The sequence below is a fragment of the Candidatus Magnetobacterium casense genome (assembly GCF_019173545.1).
GTDB lineage: Bacteria > Nitrospirota > Thermodesulfovibrionia > Thermodesulfovibrionales > Magnetobacteriaceae > Magnetobacterium > Magnetobacterium cryptolimnobacter.
On the sequence record NZ_JABXWD010000367.1, the window covers coordinates 1 to 3,338 of the forward strand.

Annotated in this window: 3 protein-coding genes; all 3 read right to left on the reverse strand. The window is 50.4% G+C overall.

What is annotated here, in order from left to right; translation table 11 throughout:
• Positions 1–231 precede the first annotated feature (231 nt).
• Genes HWQ67_RS14925 through HWQ67_RS14935 form a run of 3 tightly spaced genes read right to left on the reverse strand, consistent with a single transcriptional unit; the run spans position 232 to position 3,049 of the window.
• A complete protein-coding gene (locus HWQ67_RS14925; protein ID WP_218253487.1) occupies positions 232–1,182 on the reverse strand; it encodes an ABC transporter ATP-binding protein in 951 nt (316 codons plus the stop codon).
• A complete protein-coding gene (locus HWQ67_RS14930) occupies positions 1,170–2,123 on the reverse strand; it encodes an ABC transporter ATP-binding protein (RefSeq protein WP_218253488.1) in 954 nt (317 codons plus the stop codon). Before HWQ67_RS14930 ends, HWQ67_RS14925 begins: the two co-directional genes overlap by 13 nt.
• A gap of 50 nt (positions 2,124–2,173) precedes the next feature.
• Positions 2,174–3,049, reverse strand: coding sequence for a hypothetical protein (locus HWQ67_RS14935; RefSeq protein ID WP_218253489.1), 876 nt, complete (start codon positions 3,047–3,049; stop codon positions 2,174–2,176).
• Positions 3,050–3,338: the final 289 nt, after the last annotated feature.

Sequence of the window (3,338 nt, forward strand, 5' to 3'; positions counted from 1 at the left end):
GATAAAGACATGAGGTCTTCTTTAACACAAATCCTGATAATCTCTTAATCCGTTAAATCGTGGTTCAGACATCTTTTAATTGCAGAGTTTGTAATATGACATTGTCAAAATAATCAACTCAATGTCAACAAGGTAAGAAGGGGTCAAGGGGTCAGCGACCCCCTCCTGGAGCGACAAAGAAGCGGAGCCGCCCCTTTCTTTCCTTCTTCTTAGGGGGGTGAACTATTACCATTATTCTTTACAATACAGATGACATGCCACGAGTCTGCCGCTGTAGGGTTGTAGCGATGGTGATTTCCTGTTGCATGGCTCAAAGCGGCGCGGACAGCGGGGATAGAAACAACATCCTGAGGGTGATGCCTCCTCTGCTATGACGTTGTCCCGAAGAACTCTGTCCTTGGGGTTGATCTGCGGGACGGAGTCTATGAGCATCTGCGTGTAGGGATGAAGCGGTTGCGTAAAGACCGCCTCCGTTGCCCCCTGCTCGACGATACGGCCCAGGTACATGACCCCGGTGTCGTCGCTGAAGTACTGCACGACGTGCAGGTCGTGACTGATAAACAGATACGACAGCCCTATCCGCTGCTTTAGCTCAAGCATGAGGTTCAATATCTGTGCCTGTATGGAGACGTCCAGCGAAGAAAGCGGCTCGTCGGCAACAACCAGCTCCGGCGATAGAGTCAATGCCCTGGCAATGCAGATGCGCTGCCTCTGTCCGCCGCTGAATTCGTGCGGATAACGATTCATCACATCCGGCGTCAGGCCAACCGTGTGCAAGAGGTCGGCCACCTTTTCCCTGTACTGCGATTTGGGCACAATCCTGTGGATGCGTAGTGGCTCGGACAGGGTGGCAAAGATCGACATCCGTGGATTTAACGATGCAAACGGGTCCTGAAAGATTATCTGCACCGAACGCCTGTAGGCCCTAAGCGCATCCGCCCTCAGACCAAAGATATCAACCCCTTTAAACAGCACCTCACCGGCATCAGGCTCGGTCAACCGGACAATCATTCGTGCCACGGTGGACTTTCCACAGCCGCTCTCACCAACCAGGGCAAAGACGTTGTTGGCATCCACACTGAAACTTACACCATCGACGGCCGTGACCACCGATTTCTGCTTAAAGAGTCCCAAGGCGCTGCTGTAGCGCTTTACAACGCCGCTGACCCTTAGCAGCTCCATATGCACCTGACCATGTGCCCGGGGGCAAGCTCTCTCAAAGGCGGTTCGGCTTCCCTGCACTGCCCCGTGACGTGCGCACAACGGTCTGAGAACTTACAACCATCAGGGAGATTATCCGGTCTGGGGACAAATCCCGGGATTGGTTGCAGCGTCACGCCTCGCCCGCGGGGAAGTGAATTCATCAGGCCCAGCGTGTATGGGTGCATGGGGGCCTTAAACAGCTCCTGCGTCGATGACAGCTCCATGACACGACCGGCATACATGACCATCACCTTGCTTGTGTGCTCGGCGATGATCCCCAGGTCGTGGGTTATCAGGAGCATGGACATGTTCTTTTCCTCTTTGATGCCGTGCAGGAGGTGCAGAATTTGCGCCTGGATGGTAACGTCCAGGGCCGTAGTCGGCTCATCTGCGATGATCAGTGCGGGGTCGCAGGCCACCGCCATCGCTATCATCACCCGCTGCCTCATCCCCCCGGATAGCTGATGCGGGTAGTCGTTGACCCTGGTCCTGGCAGAGGGAATCCTTACCGCATCTAGGAGCGCTACTGCCCTGTTTGTGGCTTCCTTGCGTGAGATGCCCTTGTGGGTCATTAATACCTCTGCTATCTGGTAGCCTATCGTGAGCACGGGGTTGAGGGAGGTCATGGGTTCCTGAAAGACCATGGATATCCTGTTGCCCCTGAGCTGTCTGCGCCCCTCTGCGGTCAACTCAGACATGCCCTTGCCCTGAAATCGGATGTCTCCCTCATAGAAGGCACCATCGGGCAGTATTGACATTATAGCGTAGGCCGTGATGCTCTTTCCACAACCGCTCTCACCAACAATGCCAAATACCTCGGAGGCATCAACCCCGAAGTCAACTGCACTTACAACCCTTATTGAAGGTTGAGACTTGTTCTTGAAATATATGCTTAATCCCTCGACCTTGAGGACTTCCATATCTATAACTATACCTGGAATCTAAACTAAAGGCAAGGGTCCCCACACCATTAGATCAACCCTTCTATTGCGCTAAAGTCATCCGCCCGTATCAAGGCCTCAGTGATTGCAGATAGCCGTGATTCATCCTCGCACTGCCTTACTTTATCCAAAAGGGATAGACCTTTGGTGCCGAATTTTATCTTCAGCAATATCTCAATAGAGCTTTGCATACCCTTTATCTGGCCTTTTATCTGACCTTCCTCATGGCCTTCCGCACGGCCCTGCATAAACCTTATGTCCGTTTTAAAGTCGTATACGATTGACATGTTTTTCTCCTCCTCTATCATAATTTCTTGCAAGTCTCTCAATTTTGAAAAGACCTCCAGCTCCTTCATATACATCGACAGGTTTAGTTCTCCTGTGGTGCTTTTAATCAATTCGGTTAATATGTCCCTTGCAAATGAGCGATCGTCACGGTTGCCCTTGTCGCACAATACGGAGAAAACTATCTCAGGAGGCACTCCGGAGTAAAGAAACCGTTCACATGGCGTATTGCGGATATCTATCAAATTATAACGGTAGCATATATCGGGCAAGTTCAACTCACTCTCCATCTTCATCTTATCCTTGCCAATGAAAATAACGTACTGCTTGACCACTACCTCATACACCGAGTAGATGTGAACAAAGTATCGCAGCATTCGTTTAGGCATCTTAGAGTCATTGGTGCTCTGGAACTCTGCGTGTACAATGAAGGCCATCCTGCCATCCTCATTTATCCCGGCGACGAAATCAGTCTCACGCTCATCGGTCAACTGCGTCACGACATTGAGACTGCTGATATCATCGGCCTTAATGCCCAACACCTTCTCCAGCAGAGGCCGCTCTATATCCCTGAGCAACTCCTTGATGATCTTGTCGTAATGGCCTGTCGGCGTATCCATCCTGCCTCTATTATACTATAGATAGGGATAAAATTGGGTGCATTTGATTGCCCTGACGAGATCGAAATCTGCCATTAAAATTAATCCCCTAATTTGACAATGTCACATTCAAGTAACCATCAGGGATTGTCTGAACTAGGATTACACAGATTAAAGGATTTACAGGATAAAGACATGAGGTCCTATGGTTTCGCACTTTCTGGATTCCTGCTTACGCAGGAATGACACAGATGGGCGCAAAATACCATTTCTTGTCATTCCCGTGAAAACGGGAATCCATTTTCAAAAA